The 17738-nt window shown below is 63.9% G+C and carries 15 protein-coding genes and 1 pseudogene; 5 read left to right on the top strand and 11 right to left on the bottom strand.

Going from position 1 to position 17738, the window contains the following annotated elements; all coding sequences use genetic code 11:
• Window positions 1–38: 38 nt before the first annotated feature.
• The 4 genes from VOM14_RS15035 to VOM14_RS15020 all read right to left on the bottom strand — a co-directional run bounded on the left by VOM14_RS15035 (window position 39) and on the right by VOM14_RS15020 (window position 6385).
• Complete coding sequence (locus VOM14_RS15035; protein WP_327629495.1) at window positions 39–2951, bottom strand: Hsp70 family protein; 2913 nt, start codon at window positions 2949–2951, stop codon at window positions 39–41.
• On the bottom strand, window positions 2948–4795 hold the full coding sequence (locus VOM14_RS15030) for an Hsp70 family protein (protein WP_327629494.1): 1848 nt from the start codon (window positions 4793–4795) through the stop codon (window positions 2948–2950). Before VOM14_RS15030 ends, VOM14_RS15035 begins: the two co-directional genes overlap by 4 nt.
• Entirely contained in the window at window positions 4792–5370 is a 579-nt protein-coding gene (locus tag VOM14_RS15025; RefSeq protein ID WP_327629493.1) for a DUF2760 domain-containing protein, read from the bottom strand. Before VOM14_RS15025 ends, VOM14_RS15030 begins: the two co-directional genes overlap by 4 nt.
• A 289-nt stretch (window positions 5371–5659) precedes the next feature.
• Entirely contained in the window at window positions 5660–6385 is a 726-nt protein-coding gene (locus VOM14_RS15020; RefSeq protein ID WP_327629492.1) for a DeoR/GlpR family DNA-binding transcription regulator, read from the bottom strand.
• Between the two features lie 227 nt (window positions 6386–6612).
• On the opposite strand from VOM14_RS15020, the gene VOM14_RS15015 reads away from it, so the two are divergent.
• From VOM14_RS15015 to VOM14_RS15005, 3 genes and pseudogenes are all read left to right on the top strand, one after another.
• Window positions 6613–6861 (top strand): DUF2934 domain-containing protein, encoded by a 249-nt coding sequence (locus tag VOM14_RS15015; RefSeq protein ID WP_327629491.1) that lies wholly within the window; start codon window positions 6613–6615, stop codon window positions 6859–6861.
• Window positions 6862–6942: 81 nt separating this feature from the next.
• Window positions 6943–7218 (top strand): hypothetical protein, encoded by a 276-nt coding sequence (locus VOM14_RS15010; protein WP_327629490.1) that lies wholly within the window; start codon window positions 6943–6945, stop codon window positions 7216–7218.
• 308 nt (window positions 7219–7526) lie between these two features.
• Window positions 7527–7808 (top strand): annotated as a pseudogene (locus VOM14_RS15005) (HAD family hydrolase); the annotation flags it as partial.
• 135 nt (window positions 7809–7943) lie between these two features.
• Here the strand turns inward: VOM14_RS15005 and VOM14_RS15000 are convergent.
• Both VOM14_RS15000 and VOM14_RS14995 read right to left on the bottom strand, forming a co-directional pair.
• Window positions 7944–8855, bottom strand: coding sequence for a LysR family transcriptional regulator (locus tag VOM14_RS15000; protein ID WP_327629489.1), 912 nt, complete (start codon window positions 8853–8855; stop codon window positions 7944–7946).
• 88 nt (window positions 8856–8943) lie between these two features.
• Window positions 8944–9897 carry a 2-hydroxyacid dehydrogenase gene (locus VOM14_RS14995; protein WP_327629488.1) on the bottom strand — a complete coding sequence of 318 codons (954 nt, stop codon included), beginning with the start codon at window positions 9895–9897 and terminating at the stop codon, window positions 8944–8946.
• Window positions 9898–10259: 362 nt separating this feature from the next.
• On the opposite strand from VOM14_RS14995, the gene VOM14_RS14990 reads away from it, so the two are divergent.
• Entirely contained in the window at window positions 10260–11642 is a 1383-nt protein-coding gene (locus VOM14_RS14990; RefSeq protein ID WP_327629486.1) for an MFS transporter, read from the top strand.
• 39 nt (window positions 11643–11681) lie between these two features.
• Here VOM14_RS14990 and VOM14_RS14985 read toward each other — a convergent pair whose 3' ends face one another.
• Window positions 11682–12434 (bottom strand): TerC family protein, encoded by a 753-nt coding sequence (locus tag VOM14_RS14985; RefSeq protein ID WP_327629485.1) that lies wholly within the window; start codon window positions 12432–12434, stop codon window positions 11682–11684.
• Window positions 12435–12577: 143 nt separating this feature from the next.
• Here VOM14_RS14985 and VOM14_RS14980 point away from each other — a divergent pair, with 143 nt between their 5' ends.
• Window positions 12578–13459, top strand: a complete 882-nt coding sequence (locus VOM14_RS14980) for a LysR family transcriptional regulator (RefSeq protein WP_327629484.1) — start codon at window positions 12578–12580, stop codon at window positions 13457–13459.
• On the opposite strand, the gene VOM14_RS14975 is transcribed toward VOM14_RS14980, so the two are convergent.
• The 4 genes from VOM14_RS14975 to VOM14_RS14960 all read right to left on the bottom strand — a co-directional run bounded on the left by VOM14_RS14975 (window position 13432) and on the right by VOM14_RS14960 (window position 17715).
• Window positions 13432–13893: a TerB family tellurite resistance protein gene (locus VOM14_RS14975; RefSeq protein WP_327629483.1), complete on the bottom strand. Its 462-nt coding sequence runs from the start codon at window positions 13891–13893 to the stop codon at window positions 13432–13434. The two genes, VOM14_RS14980 and VOM14_RS14975, sit on opposite strands and share 28 nt — an antisense overlap.
• Before the next feature lie 212 nt (window positions 13894–14105).
• On the bottom strand, window positions 14106–15548 hold the full coding sequence (locus VOM14_RS14970) for an aspartate aminotransferase family protein (protein ID WP_327629482.1): 1443 nt from the start codon (window positions 15546–15548) through the stop codon (window positions 14106–14108).
• A 27-nt stretch (window positions 15549–15575) separates the two neighbouring features.
• The gene (locus VOM14_RS14965; RefSeq protein ID WP_327629481.1) at window positions 15576–16910 is read right to left on the bottom strand and encodes a glutamine synthetase family protein; all 1335 of its coding nucleotides are present in this window, start codon (window positions 16908–16910) and stop codon (window positions 15576–15578) included.
• Window positions 16903–17715 (bottom strand): gamma-glutamyl-gamma-aminobutyrate hydrolase family protein, encoded by an 813-nt coding sequence (locus VOM14_RS14960; RefSeq protein WP_327629480.1) that lies wholly within the window; start codon window positions 17713–17715, stop codon window positions 16903–16905. Before VOM14_RS14960 ends, VOM14_RS14965 begins: the two co-directional genes overlap by 8 nt.
• Window positions 17716–17738 lie beyond the last annotated feature (23 nt).

Here is a 17738-nt window from a genome sequence, read left to right as displayed (position 1 = left end):
GCTAGGCACCCTTAAGCCGCGTCACTATTCCAGCGTCGCTAGCTGGAAATCAGCTTCAACCCCGCCGGCAAGGACTCGCCGAACACGCGGCCTTCGTCGGCGTTATCGAGTTCCACGTTTTCGCTCACCATCGTGATCCACGCGCGCGGCGCGCTCGCTGCTTCAAGCCGGCGCAGCACCGCGTGGCGCATCTCGTCGGGCAGGTCGCGCGAACGGTCGCCGGTCATGCGCGCAATCTGCACCGCGGCGAACGCGGCGGGATCGATCTTCTTCCAGTCGAGCGCAAGAATGGCCTCGAGCCAGCGGCTCGCCATGTCAGCCGGCACCACGCTGTGCGCGCTGCCATAGAACGGCCGGCGCGCGCCGATCCGTCCCACGGCCCACCAGCCTTGATGATTCTCGCCAGGTTTTTGCAAACGCACGAGCACCGACTCGCCCAGCTCGATCTTGCGCTCCACAGGGATGCGTTCCAGCGACGCGCTCAAACGAACCATATCGGCGATGCCTGTTTTCGCCACGTCGAAGGGCAGTTTGTGACGCGCTTGCGCGGCCGTTTGCAGATACGCCATCGCATCGAGCACGCGCAGTTGCGCGTTTTCGTCGAGGCCGCCCGCGGCGCGGCGCCAGAGCGTCCACCACTCGGACCAGACCTGGCTTTCCTGAACGTACTGAATGCCGTCGTCGAAGAGCGACCAGAGTTGCTCGACGCGCCATTCGTCGAGCGGATAGCCGAAGCCCGGACGCACGCAATAGCCGGCGAGATTCAGCCACAGCCGCTCATGATCCGCCGAGCGGCGCCGACGGCGCGCGCGTTCCCATAGCGCGCCGAACAGCTCGCGCAGCAGCGCGCCATTCCAGCTTTCGCGCGGGCCGAGCAGATGTTCGAGCTGGCCGCGCAGCCGTTTGACTTCCTTTTTATCGACGTTTTGCGAGCGCGACCCGAAACAGCGGTCGATCTGTTCGATGGCCTCATCGAGCCGTGGATGCCGTGCCTGCCCGGCATCGTCCGCGAGGCTTGCTTGCGTGTCCTCACGGCGTAGCTGGAATTCGAGCAGCCAGCGCAGGCCGGGATTGTCCCGGTCGATGCAGTGCACTTCGAGCGTGCCGACTTCGGTCAGAGACGTCGCGATCCGCACCGCGGTTTCGCGCGCGTGGCTCGCGCCGCGCGGTTCGACGATCGTCGCGATGGGCGGCAGGCGCACGAAGTCGCCGGCAGCAAGTTCGGTCAGTTCGCCCGGCGCATATACCGTGTCCGCGCTCGACGACACCAGGTGAAAGCGCACCGGATGCCCGAGGCGCAACGCGAAGGTGCGATCGGCGATCAGGATTTCGCGGCCTTCCTCGGTGCCGCGCGGCAGCAGGCAGATGCCGCGCGGCGTGGCTTCCTTGTCGTCCGCGTTTCGCGCAGCGCCGGCGCTTTCGTCGAGGACGAGAAAGTAGCTGCGCGGCGAACCGCCGCCGATTTTCGGCGCGCCGCCCGCACGCGCGAGGCTGTACGCGACCGCGCCGCGCGCGACCGCGACGTCGGGGTTGTCGTTGTGCAGCACATTGAGCGGCTCGCCGCGCCACGCGCCGAGCGTGTTCGCGAGGCGCTCCGTCAAGGCTTGCGCGCGGAACACGCCGCCGTTCAGCAGCAGGGTGTCGGGAACAGGCAGCGGTGCGGGTTCGGCGGTTGCGGCGGTCGTGTCGAGGCGAGCGGCGGCGTTGTCATCCTGGTCATGGCGGGCCTCCCACCCGAGCGCCTTGCGCGACTGCGCGTCGAAACGGCTCAAAAACGCCGCGATATGACGCGTGACCGCGGCATCGGTGGCATACGGCAAGCCGAATTCGACGATTGCGCCGCGCGGCCGTCCGGGCCGCTCATGCGGCTTCACCGCCGGAAAGAAGCCGTCGACGATCGCCTGCTCGACTTCCTCGCGCGTGACCTGCGCGGTGCGCGCGCCGCCGACCAGCTTCGAGCCCGCGCCGAGCAGCGTGATCGACGCCGAGTCGGGCGCTTGCGGCCCGAGCAGTTGCTCCTTCGCGGCGCGGCAGCGCTCGACCAGTTGCGAAAGACTCGCCGCCGACAACCGCGCGCGCTCGCCGCCGCCCGACAGCCGCGCTTCGACCCGATGCGCGAGCGCGAGATCCATGTTGTCGCCGCCGAGCATCAGATGGTTGCCCACGCCGATGCGTGTGAGTTGCGGCTCGCCGCTTGCCAGGCTCACTTCGATCAGCGTGAGGTCGGTGGTGCCGCCGCCCACGTCGCAGATCAGCACGAGGCGCGTGTGCGCAAGCTCATCCACCAGCCGCTCGCGATGATGAAACAGCCAGTCGTAAAACGCCGCTTGCGGTTCTTCGAGCAGCCGCAACGCGGGCAGGCCGGCCATGCACGCCGCTTCGACGGTCAGCGCTCGCGCGCCTTCGTCGAACGAGGCGGGAACCGTGAGCACCACGTCCTGGCGTTCGAGCGGCGCGTCAGGAAAGCGCTGGTTCCACGCCGCGCGCACGTGCGCGAGATAGCTCGCGCTGGCCTCGACCGGTGAGACTTTGTGGACGCCCTCGGCGGCGCCCCACGGCAGGATCGGCGCAACGCGATCCACCGACGAATGCGAGAGCCAGCTTTTCGCGCTCGTCACGAGCCGACCGGGCACCTGAGCACCGAGAACGCGCGCGAGCCGGCCGATCACGGCCGGCTCGCTGTCGCTGTCGCTGTCGCGGCCGCGATTCGGCGAAGACGCGGCGCCCGGATTCGCGCTCCATGGCAATTGCAGATCGCCCGCGCTCAACTCGCCGGCAGCGGCGTGATAGCGCACCGAGGGCAGAAGCGGCTGCGCGGCGACCTCGCCGGGACTCACGAGCTGTTCGATCTCGAACACGCGAATCTCCTGCGACCCGGCCCACGCATACGCGAGCACCGTGTTGCTCGTGCCGAGGTCGATGCCGACGCTGTACCGCTTCATGTCACTCATGCATTGGCGTTGCCGCGCACGTCGAATTCGACTTTCCAGCGCTCGTCGGTGCCGCGTGGCATGGCTTCGAGTTCGAGCGTGCCGGCTTCCGTCACGCGCGCGTGCAGCTTGACCGGCACGACTTCACCGGCCGTGCGGCCCGACGCGGGCAATGTGGCCTGGATTTCCTCCAGTTCCTGCAACTCGTCGGGACTCCAGAAATCGAGCAGCGAGCCGACCTGATCCTGACGACGCACCGACGAGCCGAAAAAGCGGAAATGCACCGGTTCGCCGACGACCAGCCCGAACTCCTGCGCGGGCAACTCGGCCTCGGTGCCTTCCTCCATGCCGAACGGCGCGACGCATAGCGCCTGAATGGGCGGTTCCATGCCGGGCACGGCGGGCATCGCCGACTCGATTGCGATGTAGTAAGCCCGCGCGGTGCCGCCGCGAATCCGCACGCCCTGGCCGCGTCGCACGTAGCCGTAATAGGCGGCGCCGCGCGCAACGGCGAGATCGAGATCGGCGCCTTCGAGCAGCCGCGCGGACGCCGCGCCTTCGGCCGCCAGCCAGCCATTCAACGTGCCCATGATCCGCTCGACCAGCAGCGGCGACTTGAACACGCCGCCGTTAAAGAGCACCGCCGTGGGATGCAGGAAACTCGCGCCCGGCGGCGCGGCGAGATCGCCCAGACCTTGGAGTTCGGCGAGCGCGCCCACCTGACGGCCGAGGAACGCCGCCAGATGCCGCGTGATGCCCGCGTCCTGCGCATACGGCAGGCCGAGTTGCGTGAGGCCGGCGCGCGCGCGGGAGACCGGACGCGCCGCGCTATCCACCTGCGGGAAAAAGCCTTCGAGGATGGTTTGCGTCAGCTCGGCGCGCGTGAGTTCGGTGCGGATCGATCCGCCGATCAGCTTCGAGCCGCGGCTCGGCACGACGAGCGCCACCGTGTCCGTCGCCGGGTCGGCGAGCAGCGTTTCCTTGGCCGAGCGGCACGCATAGGTGAGGGCGCGCAACTGCCACGCGTCGGCCTGCGTGCCTTGCGCCGCGAGCTTGCGCGCGACCACGTGCGCGAGCGCGAGGTCCATGTTGTCGCCGCCGAGCAGGATGTGTTCGCCGACCGCGACACGATGCAGTTCGAGATTGCCCTCGCGCTCGATCACGGCGATCAGCGAGAGGTCGGTCGTGCCGCCGCCCACATCCACCACGAGGATGATGTCGCCGACCTTGACCTGCTTGCGCCACTGGCCCGCGCTTTTCTGAATCCAGCTGTAGAGCGCGGCTTGCGGCTCTTCGAGCAGCGTCATGCGGCCGTAACCGGCGGCCTCGGCGGCTTCAGCGGTCAACTCGCGCGCGGCTGGATCGAACGAGGCGGGAATCGTCACCGTGATGTCCTGCTCGGCGAACGGCGCGTCCGGATGCGCGTGATCCCACGCCTCGCGCAAATGCGTCAGATAGCGCACCGAGCTTTCGAGCGGCGACACGCGCGCGACTTCGGGCGGCGCATCGCTCGGCAGAATTGCGGCGCGGCGATCGACGCCCGGATGGCACAGCCAGCTCTTTGCGCTGGAGATCAAACGGATCGGCGTCGCCGCGCCGCGGCTGCGCGCGAATTCGCCGACCGCGAACTCGCGCTGGCCGGTCCACGGCAAATAGAGGTCGCCTGAACTCAGTTCGTCCGGATGCGGCAGATACAGGAACGACGGCAGCAGATCGAGGTCGCCGATGGCGCCGGGCCCCGTGAGCTGCGCGATGGGCAAGACCGCTTGCGTGGTTTTTTCACCGTCGCTCGTGCTCGTGTCGACGTAGGAAAGCGCGCAGTGCGTGGTGCCCAGATCGATACCGATGGAGTAGCGCGCGCTCATAGTTCCACCTCGGCGGGCGCGATCACCTTCGCGTTGTGGCTCTGCGCGAGTTTCGGCAGACGCACTTCGTCGACCCGCCAGCCGCGGTGGCTGATGCTGCCGCTAAACGGCGCCTTGCCGATCACATTGCCGGTCAAGCGCACCGCGCTCGCGTCGAAACCTTCTTGCAGTGTGACGCGGCTGCCTTCGGCTTCGTCGCGCACCGGACGGATCGTGAAGTGCTCGCGCAGCGTCGCGCGGCAGCCCTCGTGCACGAGGCGCGCGGCGGCGCCGATGTCGGCGTCGCTGAAATGCTTGATGTCTTCCTCGACGAAATCGATAAAGCGCGCGTCGCGTTGCAGCAGGCCAAGCAGTTGCAGCGCGGCGTCCGGGCTGGCTTCCTTCAGCGTGGGCGCGGGTGCCGGCGCCGGAGCCGGAGCCGGCGCGGGTGCTTGTGCCTGCGCGGGCGCGGCGGCAAGGCCGCCCTCGCGCACGCGCAGCACGTCGGCGGCAAACTGGCCATCGCCGAGGATGCGGAAAAACGTGCTGACGGCCAGGGAAATCCTGCCGAGAAAAGACGGGTTCGAATCTGTCATAAATGCTCCTGAGAGGCTCTGTTGAAGGACGAGCCGTCCTGTATTCGGGGTTGCGCGCACCACAGGCAGTCGGCGCGGCCGCAACCGGGATTGTCGCGATGCATGTGCCGCAATGGCCGGCGTGTCAGCGCCGGGCGAATCGCCGCATGGCGGTATGACCGCGCCGTGCGCGGCGCAAAACCCGTATTTTGCCCTGTGCCGCGCCCAAACGCGGCCAAAGCCGGAGATTCGCGCGGCCAATGCCGCAAGTTTGGCGGCCTCGCGAGGCCGTGCGTGCCGAAAGCCGCGCTTACTTGCGCTGGCGATGCTGCTGACCGGTTTCGGTGATGATCGAGTCGAAGTCGTCGATCTGCGAGAAACGCACGGCCTTCACCACGCCGAACTTGCTCGTGTCGACCACCAGATGCCGTTCGACGGCATTCGCCATTGCCGCCTGCTTCAACGCGACTTCGTGAAAATTCCAGCACGTGACGCCGCGCGCGGGGTCCACGCCGCCCGCCGAAATGAATGCCTTGTTGATGCCCATGCGGCGCAGCATATCGAGGCTTTCCTCGCCCGCGAACGAATCCGACGAAGGCACATACACGCCGCCGAGCAGAATCATTCGCACATTCGGCTTGCGCCGCAAAACCTCCGCGACGTTCAGCGAATAACACACCACCGTGACCTGCAATTCGGCCGGAATCAGACGCGCGAGCGTGCCGAGCGTCGTGCCGCAATCGATGAAAAGCGTTTCGTTGTCGCCGATGAGCCCCGCCGCGATGGCCGACGCCTCCGCCTTCGCCTGCGCGAAGTGGTCCGTGTGCTGTTCGAGTGAATAACCGGCGTGATTCGGCAGATCGGTCGCGTTGACGATATAGCCGCCGAGATACGTGAAGCGATCCGAACTGGCTGCGATGTCGCGACGCACGGTCATTTCCGATACGCCCAGCAAGGCAGCGGCGTCGCGCAGGTGCATCACGTTTTGCCTCGCCAATGCATCGGCGAGGGCGCGTAGGCGATCGGGTTTCAGCATGGCACTCCAGCAGCGGATATGAGCATGGCGTTGTGTAAGAGGCGTGATGTTTGAATCAGCACGGCTGAAAGAATTATAACAAGGCGCGTCTCGCCCTCGCAGACGAAAGCGGCGGGTTCGCGCATGCGTCGCGCGCGCCGGATGGAACATCGCTTGCTCGTCACACGGGCGCGGCGGCGATGCCGGCCGGCGCATTTTCGACTGACTACAAACGTTTGGAGGTTGCCATGGACGGCCTGCCGGGTGAACCCACTGTGGAAGACCGGATTCGCAAGCGCGCGTATGAGCTGTGGGAAAGCGACGGCTCGCCCGAAGGACGCGCGGACGCTTACTGGTCGCGCGCGCAGGCTCAGATCGAGGCCGAGGGCGCGGCGGGCGACGCCGTGCCGCCGGAGCCGGTCGAGCAGTCGGGGAAGGGACGGCGCGCGGCCGAAGCCATCGGCGAAGAGGGCGCGCAGGGGCAGAGACCGGCCTGATGAGCGGCCAATCAAGCTGCTAATCAAGCGGCCAATCAAGCGGCCAGCAGGCGACCACCAACAGGAGCAGAGGAGATCACAATGGACTTCGAGTATGGAGGATGCACCGTTTACATCACAGCCGGGATCGAGAACGGCAAGATCGTCGCGCAAGCGAGGATCGAAGTCACGTCCGACAGCGTCAGTTCGATCGACGACACGCACGACATGGAGTTTCATCGCGATTTCGTCGACGAACACGAGGCCATTGAATTCGCCCGCGAGCGCGCGATGGCCTGGATCGATGAGCATGTCGAGCAACCCGGACAAGCGCAGTCCGAGGCGCACGCCGACGGCTACGCCGGCCCGATCCGATAGCGAGGCGCGCGGCAATGCGATGGCGCGCCTGAGAAAGTGGGCGCGTGCAACGGGCGCGTGCAGCGGGCACCCTGCAACGCGCGCCCTGCAACGGGCAATTTTCACCGCCGGCCTGTACATTTTTCCACCGGCGGAAACTCCGGCGGCGGCTCCGACGCTACACCGTTGCGCCGGGCATGCACGATGCGGCGCGCTACGCATGAGGGCGTGCTACGCATGAGATGAGTTGTCCGACGGGAGCTGTCCATGCGCATCGCCCAGGGGTCCTCGCCCCCACGAGAACCCGACGCGAGTCACGGAGTGCTTCCATGCGATTTTTTGCCCTTGCGAGCGACTACGACAACACCCTTGCATCGGATGGACACGTGGCCGATGCCACCTGGGACGCACTCGAACGCCTGCGTGCCTCAGGACGCCAGGCGATTCTCGTGAGCGGCCGGGAGATGGACGACCTGCTCGCCGTCTGTCCGCGCCTCGACTTTTTTGCGCGTGTTGTCGCGGAGAATGGCGGCGTGCTCTATACGCCCTCGGACGGCACGCGCCGGCTGCTGGCTCCGGCGCCGCCCGTTTTCGTCGACGAACTGAAGGCAAATGAACGGTTCTGCTCTGCGGCATCGCCGCGCATAATGGCGTGACGTATTGGCGTGACGCAGGGGCGTGACGTATTGGCGCGACCCAACGATCGCCTGGAGCGAAGCCGCTAACACCTTCGTTCCAGCCGCCGATCAAGCTCCTGTCAAGCGTCGCGCCTTGTTCGCGAAGTGCCCGGCCGCCATCAGACGGAATGCGTTGACGGCCGGATTATCCTGATCCGCCCGCCACGCCATGCTCATTTCTGCCTGAAGCGAGTTGCGCGCGATGAAGCGGAACTCGACATTGTCGTAATGAAACCGTTGCGCCGAGGCCGGCAGAATCGCAAGACCGAGCCCCGCGCGAACCAGCGACAGAATTGTGGGCGTCTGGTCGATGTATTGCGCGATGTTCAGGTTCACGCCTTCAGTGGCCAGCATGCCCATGATGCGGTCATGAAAGTACTTGCCTTGCGCGGGCGAATGCATGATGAACGGCTGGCCGTCGAGTTGCTTCAACTCGATCTGCTCGAAGCGGCACAACGTATGGTGCTGCGGAAGCGCAACGATCAACGGCTCTTCATCGACGAGAAGAAACTCCAGTTTTTGCCGTGACGGCAGGGGCCGCAGAAAGCCGATGTCGATCGTATTCGCGGCGAAGGCCTCGATCTGCGCGGCCGAGACGAGTTCGAGCAGCACCACGTCGATCTCGGGCAGGACATCGGCGGCGGCCACCAGCAGTTCGGGAATCAGCTCGTAGCCGGCCGCGCCCGTGAAGCCGAGCCGCACGCGTCCCGTCTTGCCTTTGCTCGCGCGACGCACGGTGCTCTCGGCCTGTTCCGCGAGATTGAGCAGACGCGTGGCGTCCGCGAGAAACACGCGGCCTTCCGTCGTCAACTTCACGGTGCGCCCAACGCGCTCGAAAAGCTTCACACCGAGGTTGTCTTCGAGCAACTGGATCTGTCTGCTCAACGGCGGCTGCGTCATGTGCAGCAACGCGGCAGCGCGTCTGAAATTCAATTCTGTCGCGGCGGCGACGAAGCAACGCACTTGTCCGAGATCGAGCATTCTTGTATCGACATGAATGGGGGAGTCGGCGGTCATTATAGGTGCGGGTGCGCGCGCTCGATCCGGACATGCGGCGAAGTGCGCCGCCTCAGGTGGTCAGGCTCCCTTCGGGACGTTGGCCGGCGAGCGCCGCCGCGAGGCTCGCCAGCACCATTTCGCCCATTGCCGTGCGCGATTCCACCGTGGCGCTCGCGCGATGCGCCTGCAGAACGACGCGATCCATCTCGAACAGCGCGGACGGCACGTTCGGTTCGTCGACGAACACGTCGAGGCCCGCGCCGGCGATCACGCCGCCCTTCAACGCGTCCACCAGATCGCTTTCCACCACGAGCTTGCCGCGCGCCACGTTGATCAGATAGCCGTTCCTGCCCAACGCGTCGAGCACGGCGGCATTCACGATGCCTTGCGCCTTGTCGGCGGCGGCGGCTAGCACCAGCAGGTCGCAGCCGCGCGCGAGCGACAGCAGATCCGCGACGAACGCGTGAGGCACGTCGTCCATGCGGCGCAAATCCGTGTACGTGATCGGGCAGTCGAACGCGCTCGCGCGCTGAGCAATCGCGCGCCCAACTTTGCCCATGCCGACGATGCCGACACGCTTTCCGCTCAGACGGCGCGACAGCGGCAACGCGCCCGGATGCGGGTTCTTCTGCCAGTTGCCCGATTTGACGAACTCGTTGCCCGCGCAAATTTCGCGGCACACGGCCAGCATCAAACCGATGGCGAGGTCGGCCACGTCTTCGGTCAAGGCGCCGAATGTCGCCGTGACGGGAATGCCGCGCGCGCGCGCGAATTCCAGATCCACCGCATCGGTGCCCACGCCGTTGACCGCGATCACTTTCAATGCGGGCAGGCGTTGAACCAGATCATTGGAAATACCCGTGTGTCCGCCCGTGATCACGCCGCTGATCGACGCGCCGTGCTCGCGGATATACGCATCCTTATCGCTTTGTTCGAAGAGGCGATGCACCGTATAGAGCGAGGCGAGCGTCTCGTTGATGGCGGGAATCAGGATCGGGTTCAATTGCAGAATGTTCGGTTTCATTCGGGCGCTCCATGTTGTCGTGGGCGACGGGAGCGGCGCTCTGAGCGGCGCACGACATCCGGTCGCGATGCCGGCGGATCATGGCGTGTTTCGTCTGCTGCGTCCAATCCCAAAACGCTATCAGTTGATCCACGGATCGAAGACGGCGCGGCGCGTGGCTTATCGATTCAATCCAGGCATCAGGTAATAGCGAGAAAAGATTGGACGGTATAGGGCACGGTCGCCAGAATCGGAACCCTGAAGGAGCATGCCTTCACCACTTCTCAAGAGAGAAGGGAACAATACATTTCAACACGGAGACATAACGTGAGATCGTGCCGCGTTACACCACTATCCCTTCGGATCGTCGCGAGGGATTCGTTATGAACAATGTCGAGGGTGTAGTCGCGGCCTCAAAAGTCGAGCCGATCGTGCAGAAACGCACGGGCCACCGCTGGATCGTGATGGGGCTCATATTCTGTATCTGGGCGATTGCCTGCGCGGACCGGGCCAACTTCGGCATTGCGTTGCCATATCTGAAGAAGGAATACGCCATTACGAATACGCAGGCGGGACTGATCGTGAGCCTGTTTTCGTTTGCGTATGGCTTTGTGCAGATTCCGGTCGGCCTGCTTTACAAGCGGCTTGGCGAGAAGACCACGGGCTTTCTGTTTTCCATCTTCATGCTGCTCACTTCGGTATTCACGGGGCTGATGGGCACGACGTCTTCCGTGTTTCTGCTGCAGGCGTATCGCGTCGGTCTCGGCTTGTCCGAAGGGCCGCTCGGCATCGGCTGCACGAACGTGATCAACCGCTGGTTTCCCGCGAAAGAGAAGGGCACGGCGACCGGGCTGTGGATCGCCGCGTCGAAGCTCGGACCTTTGATCGTGCCTTCGGTGTGCATCGTCGTGATCCAGTTGTGGGGATGGCGCGAGATCTTTTATGTCTTCGCGATACCGGGCATTCTGTTCGCCGTCGTGTGGATGCTGCTGGTCACGAATTCGCCTCAGGAAAACCGCTTCTGTTCCGAAGCCGAGCGGCGCTATATCGCCGACGACGCACCCGAGCACGCCAACCGCGCGCAAGCGGAGCGCCGCACTGAGGTGACCCGCATTCCGTATCTGGATACGATCAATCGCACGAAACGCGTTGCGCCACTCGAGACGATTCGCCAGGTGTTCGGCTCCTGGAACATTCTGGGCATTGCCATCGGCTACGGTTGCATGATCGGCATCAGCAATATCTTCATGTCGTGGATGCCGACCTATCTGGTCACGGTCAAGGGTTTTGCCTCGGTAAAAATGGGTTTTCTCGCGTCGGCGCCCTTCATCGGTGCGGTGGCCGGCAATCTGCTCGGCGGTCTCATCTCCGACAGGCTGCTCGCCGGCCGCAGAAAGCCGATGATGCTGCTGGGCGCGCTCGGCACCATGCTGATGATGATGCTGCTCATCGACGCGCCGAACAGCGTCGCGTATCTCGGTGTCACGCTGATGCTCGCGGGCCTCATGCTCGGCATTGGTTTCGCGGGATATTCCGCGTATCCGATGGGACTCGCCACCAAGTCCACCTATCCGATGGCCTTCGGCATTGTGAATTGCGTGGGGCAGATCGGCGGCGCGTGCGCGCCGCTCGTCGTGGGCATTCTGCTCGACAAATTCAGTTGGACGAGCGTGTTTCTGTATATGGTCGGCACCTCGTTGCTGTGCCTGCTGTTGCTCTTCAGCGTGGCTGAGCCGCTTGCCACGCGGCGCGAGCGCGACGCGTAGACCAAGCGGCGAAGTTTGCCGGCTCTCGGGCGATGCCGGTTATTGTCCGGCACTCGCCGCGTGCGTCGACTTCGAGCGACGCACGAGCATGTTCACCGCCTCGACGAACGCCGAAAAAGCCATGGCCACGTAGATGTAGGCCTTTGGCACATGCGTGCCGAAACCCTCCGCAATCAGCGTCATGCCGATCACGAGCAGAAAGCTCAACGCGAGCGTCACAATCGTCGGATTGCGATCGATGAAGCGCGACAGCGGACCTGCAGCGAACAGCATCGCCATGACCGCACTGATCACCGCGAGGAACATGATCGGCATGTGATCGGTCATGCCGACCGCGGTGATGATGCTGTCAACCGAGAACACGATATCGAGCAGCAGGATCTGGCCGATCGCACCCGCCACGGTCAATTGCACCGTACTGCTCGCGGCGCTGCGCGCTTCTTCCTTCTGCATCACGTGATGATGCATTTCGCGCGTCGCCTTCCACACGAGGAAAAGACCGCCCCCGAGCAGAATCAGATCGCGCCACGAAAAAGCATGGCCGAACAGCAAGACGGCGGGCGCGGTCAACTGCGCGATCCAAGCGACAGTGCCGAGCAAACCGAGCCGCAACACCAGCGCGAGCATGATGCCAAGACGCTGCGTGCGGGCGCGTTGCGCTTCAGGCAGCTTGTTGCTGAGAAGCGAAATAAAGATCAGGTTGTCGATGCCGAGCACGATTTCCATCACGACCAGCGTGAGGAGCGCAACCCAGGCGGCGGGGTCGGCAGCGAGTGTGAGCAGGGTGTCCATGTGGTTTTCGTCGGCGAATGAAGGGAAGTAGCGGTGCGATGCAAGGATGATCGCTGTTCGGACGAATCGGATAAACCAGTGTTAAGCTGAGCAATCAATCGCTTTTTTCGAAGTGTCAATAGTATTAATCGGCTGATCGCACCATGCTCAACTACCGTCATCTGTACTATTTCTGGATCGTCGTGAAGGAAGGCGGCTTTGCGCGCGCGGCCGAGCGGCTCGACATGGCCGTCCAGACCATCAGCGCGCAAGTGCGTGAACTGGAAAAATCCATCGGGCGCCAATTGCTGAAGCCTGCCGGGCGCGGCGTCACGATGACGGATGCCGGCGAGACCGCGTTCAGCCGCGCGGAGCAGATTTTTCAGCTCGGCGAGGCGCTGCTCGACGACATGCGCGAGGCAGAAGAGGGCGCGGTGACGCGGCTTGCGGTGGGTCTTTCCGATGGCATTTCAAAGCTCGCGGCGCACGCGCTCCTTGCGCCCGTGCTCGGCACTGCGTCGCTCAGACTCTTGTGCCACGAGGGCGAGCACGCGCAGTTGTTGTCCGAACTCGCGCTGCATCAGCTCGATCTCGTACTGGCTTGCCAGCCCGCGCCCAACAATTCCGACTTGCGTGTGCTGAGCCAGCGGCTCGTCGGCGCGCCGGTGGACTGGTACGGTCCCACGGCGATCGTGCGCAAAGCCGCGCGCGTGGGCTTCCCGCAGTGTCTCGCCGAGTTGCCCGTGCTGCTGCCCACTCGCCACGCCGCGTTGCGCGCGCGGCTTGACCGGTGGTTCGAGTCGATGGGCATCCGGCCGCGCATCGTCGGCGAATTCGAGGACAGCGCGCTCATGGCCGTATTTGCGGCGCGCGGCCTCGGCGTGTTCCCGCTCGCGGAACTCGGCGCAGAAGACCTGTCGCTGCTGCGCGGCTTGCGCTGGCTCGGCCGCGCGGATGGCGTCATCGAAGAGATTCACGCCATCCGTTCGCGGCGCGGGCAGCATCACGCGCTGGCGTCTCAGGTGGTGGCCGCGGCCCGCTCGTAACCGCGCGTGACATGCGAGGGCACGCCGTGGCGGCTCGCAGCCGGTTTCAGGTTGTGTCCCCATGCGTTGAACACGGCGGCGAGCAGCGCGATTTCGCCGTCTGCCAGATGATCGTCCGCGACGGCGACCGCCACGCACAGGCGCATGACCTTGCGGCGCAACGCGGGGTCGTCGATTTCGTCGATCAACGTGTTGAGCAACGCAGCGTCGAGATGCCCCATCGGCGGCGCGGACGACAACTGTGCGATCGAACGGTCTTCGCAGAGCGTCTGCACGATCTGCTCGAATTGCGACGGCGCGAGGCCGAGTTCTCCGGCGATGTTCAATTTGTCCAGCACACGCTCTTCCGAACTGCATACATGACCGTCCGAAGTGAGGGCAAGCGCGACGATACGTGCTGCGGCTTGAGGGCTGTTACGCGGATAAGTTCGCATGGCCGGCTCCTTTCGCGGACGATGTCCGTAGTGAAGATGCGCCCAGTCTGCGGGAAGTGTTCGATCGAATAAACAGGCTAATCTGGAAGTAAAGGTTCGAAAAAAACGAAGCGTCGCGATGAGTCCGGGCTTGAGAAATGAAGAACCCGTAGCGAGAAGGCGGCATGAGCGCGAGCCGCGAACAGACACGCTCATGCCGGAACGGGCCGTCTCTACGCCATACCGAGTTGCCGTGCGGTTGCGTCGATCGCCTGTTTCGCCTTCGACACGATCTCGTCGATTTCCGCCTTGTTGATCACGAGCGGCGGCGAGAGCAGCATCCGGTCTGCGCTTGCGCGCATGATCAGATTGCTGTTGAAGCAGAAGTCGCGGCATAACGCGCCCACGTCGCCGCCATTGGCAAAGCGCTTGCGCGATGCAGGTTGCTCCGCGAGTTGCAATCCGGCCACGAGCCCCGCGCCGGCAATCTCGCCGATAATCGGATGATTGGCGAACGTGTCGCGCAGTGTCTTCTGGAAGTAAGGGCCCGTGTCGGTCTTGACGCGCTCGACGATCTTTTCGTCGCGCAGCACCTTCAGGTTCGCCACGGCGACGGCGGCCGCGACAGGATGCCCCGAATAGGTGAGGCCGTGATTGAACTCGCCGTTTTCGATAATGGCGCGTGCGATGCGCTCACTCAGGCCGACTGCACCCATCGGCACATAACCGCTCGTGAGTCCTTTGGCGAGTGTGATCAGATCGGGCTCGAAGCCGAAGTGCTGGTGAGCGAACCATTCGCCCGTGCGGCCAAAGCCGCCGATCACTTCATCCGCGACGAGCAGAATGTCGTACTTGCGGCAGATGCGTTGAATTTCCGGCCAATACGTGGGCGCCGGAAAGATCACGCCGCCCGCGCCCTGGAAAGGCTCACCGATAAACGCAGCCACATTGTCCGCGCCGATTTCGAGAATTTTCGCTTCGAGTTGTTGCGCTCGCGCCAGCGCGAATGCTTCGGGCGTCTGATCGCTTTCAGCTTCGCCGAAGAAATAGGGTTGATCGATATGCACGATGTTCTCGACTTTAGACGGCATCTGCTCATGCATATAACCCATGCCGCCGAGTGTGCCGCCGGCAATCGTCGAGCCGTGATAGCCGTTCCTGCGCGCAATGACGACTTTTTTCGCGGGCCTGTCTTGCGTCGCCCAATATCGATGGACGATGCGCAGCACGGTGTCATTGCCCTCCGAACCGCTATTGCAATAGAAAAAGTGGTTGAAACGTTCGGGCGCGAGTTCCGCGAGCAGAGCCGACAACTCGATCACCGGCGGATGCGTGGTCTTGAAGAACGTGTTGTAGTAAGGCAGCTCCTGTATCTGTCGATACGCGGCATCGGCCAGTTCCTTGCGCCCATATCCGACGTTGACGCACCACAGGCCGGCCATGCCGTCGATCACTTTGTTGCCGTCGGAATCCCACAGGTACACGCCGTGGGCTTTCACGATCACGCGGCTGCCGCTGCGATTGAGCGCGCCCATATCCGAGAATGGATGAATGTGGTGCGCGGCATCGAGCGCGCGATAGCCGGCGGTGCTGCGTGATGAGGCCTGCGCGCTCGCCGCGGGTTGCCCCTGCTGCGCCTGCTGCACGTCAGCGATTTCATCTGTTCGATAACTCATACTGCCTCCGGTTTTCCTGCGTTGGCGTTAGACGTGCAGCAGCAAATGCCGGCGTTCCCATGAACTGATCACGCGGAAGAACGCTTCGTATTCGGTTTCCTTCAGAGCGAGGTAGGCTTTGACGAACTTGTCGCCGAGCACTTCGGCAATCGGCTCGCAGGCGGCCATCAAGGTCAGGCCGTCTTCGAGGTTGCGCGGCAACTGGTACGGCAGTTCGTAACCGTCGCTGAGCAATGGCTCGGTTGCTTCGAGTTTCTGCGTCATGCCGAGATAACCGGCCGCGAGCGTTGCCGCAATCGCGAGATGCGGGTTGCAGTCCACGCCCGGAATACGATTTTCGATGCGGCGCGCGGCCGGCCCCGAATGTGGAATGCGAAAGCCCACGGTGCGATTGTCGTAGCCCCAGGCGACGTTGATCGGCGCGGCCATGAAGCGCGACAGACGCCGATAAGAGTTGATATAAGGCGCAAAAATCGGCATCAACGCGGGCGTGTACTTTTGCAAGCCGGCGATATAGCTCGTGAATAGCGAGGTCGGTTTGCCGTCGGTTCCGGTGAAGAGATTGTGGCCGCTCTCCTGGTCGACGAGGCTTTGATGCATGTGCATGGCCGAGCCCGGTTCGCCTTCCATGGGCTTCGCCATGAAGGTCGCGTACATCTTGTGACGCAATGCGGCTTCACGCACGGTGCGTTTGAAGAGGAACACGCTGTCCGCGAGTTTCAGCGGATCGCCGTGCATGAAATTGATTTCCATCTGCGCGGCGCCCACCTCGTGAATCAGCGTATCGACTTCCAGTTCCTGCACCTCGCAGTACTCGTAGATGTCTTCGAAGAGCGGATCGAATTCGTTGACGGCCTCGATCGAATAAGCCTGACGACCGGTTTCCGCGCGCCCGGTGCGGCCGATGGGCGGTTGCAGCGGCAAGTCCGGGTCCTTGTTCATGTCGACCAGATAGAACTCCAGTTCGGGCGCGATGACGGGCTTCCAGCCTTTTGCCTTGTAGAGTTCGAGCACGCGGCGCAACACGCGGCGCGGCGAGATCGCAACGGGCGTGCCGTCGAAGTGGACGCAATCGTGAATCACCTGGGCAGTCGGATCGACTGCCCATGGAATCATGCGGATCGTCGTGGCGTCGGGCACGCACACCATGTCAGGGTCCGTGACGCCGGTGAGCGTGCCGTCGTCCGGATACTCGCCGGTGACGGTCTGGATCATCACTGCTTGCGGCAAGCGCATGGACTCGCCCGATTCGAACTTGCTGCGCGGAATGATCTTGCCGCGCGCGATGCCCGCCATGTCGGGAATGATCGCCTCGATTTCAGTGACGTGGTGCTTCTTCAGAAAATCGTCGATGTCATGCATGATTGTTCTCACTCTGTTTGCTGCGTTTGCTGCGTTTGCTGCGCATCTGTTCGCGGCAGGCTTCGCCGAACGCATGAAAGATCGCGGACGAGAGCGCGTCGCTCGCGTGCTTCCACTCCGGATGCCACTGCACACCCAGCGCGAAAGCGCGCGCATCCTTCACGCTGACGGCTTCGATCAGTCCGTCCGTCGCGGTAGCTTCGATCGCGAGGCCCGCGCCCAATCGCCTGATGCCCTGCGCGTGCAGCGAATTCACGCGGGCTTCGTTCGCGCCGCCGGCAAGGCGTTGCAGCACGCCGCCTTGAGTGAGCGAGATCGAATGCGACGGTGCGTATTGCACGTCCAGACTGTCGCCCTTGTTCTCGCGATGGTCGTTAAAACCCGACATCGCGTGAACGTTTTGATGCAACGTGCCGCCGAACACCACGTTCATTTCCTGGAAGCCGCGGCATAGGGCGAGCACGGGTACGCCCGCATCGATCGCGGCGCGCATGAGCGCAAGCGTGGTTGCGTCGCGGGCGGGGTCGCGCAGGGTGGCGGGCGTGTTTGCGTCGTTGAGTTCGTTGGGTTCGTCACCGTAGCGATGCGGCTCGATGTTCGAGTAACTTCCCGTGAACAGCAGGCCGTCGACTATCGACAAAAGCTCCTTTGCGGGCTGGCGCTCGCCGAGCGCGGGCAACAGCAGGGCGAGCGCGTGCGAGCCGTCCACGATGGCGGCGATGTACTTCTCGCCGACCACGTGCGACGGGTGATGTCCTATCGTCGTTCTATCGGCACTGATGCCGACAACAGGTTTAGTTCGCATAACGAATAGATATGTGTGTTCAG

The sequence above is a fragment of the Paraburkholderia sp. MPAMCS5 genome (assembly GCF_036016995.1).
GTDB lineage: Bacteria > Pseudomonadota > Gammaproteobacteria > Burkholderiales > Burkholderiaceae > Paraburkholderia.
The sequence above is the reverse complement of the archived record's forward strand: the minus strand, read 5'-3'. Positions and strand labels throughout refer to the sequence as shown.